Genomic DNA, 510 nt, shown 5'->3' with positions numbered 1-510 from the left:
TGCGGCCCTCGTCCAGCCGGGTGCGGGCGTCGTCCTGCTGGGCCTGGGCCTCGAACGGGTTCACGACGCCCTCCACGGCCGGCTGCTCGGCGACGTCGTCCAACAGGGCGGTGATCTGCTCGCGCTGGGCGTCGGTCAGGGGGGAGCCGTCCTCGGTGGTGAACACGACCTGGCCCCTGCCGCGGGAGGCCTCGGGGAACTCCTCCTTGAGGCGGTCCGTGACCTGGGCGGTGGGCGTGCCGGGGATGGTGACGGTGGAGGAGAGCGTGCCGCCGAAGGCGAGGAACCCGCCGACGGCGAGGGCCAGGGCGAGCACCCAGGCGAGGATCACGAGGAGGGGGCGGCGGGCGGCGCCGAGGCCGAGACGGTAGAGCAGTGTCGCCATGGGAAGGGGAGGTCTCCGTGTGCTGGGGTGGGACGCGGCCGGACGCGGCGCGCCGCCTCCGATGCTACAGCTAAGCGGAGCGAACCGCTCCGGTCCCAGCGCGGGCGCCCGACCGGCCCGCACGC

General features: G+C 75.1%; 1 protein-coding gene. It reads right to left on the bottom strand.

From position 1 onward, the window contains the following. The coding region (locus HMPREF3105_RS01235; RefSeq protein ID WP_168167975.1) for an MMPL family transporter at positions 1 to 385 on the bottom strand (385 nt) is incomplete at its 3' end. Between the last annotated feature and the right edge of the window lie 125 nt (positions 386 to 510).

Origin of the sequence: Micrococcus sp. HMSC31B01 (assembly GCF_001816085.1) — a bacterium.
Classification (GTDB): Bacteria; Actinomycetota; Actinomycetes; order Actinomycetales; family Micrococcaceae; genus Micrococcus; species Micrococcus luteus.
The sequence above is the reverse complement of the archived record's forward strand: the minus strand, read 5'-3'. Positions and strand labels throughout refer to the sequence as shown.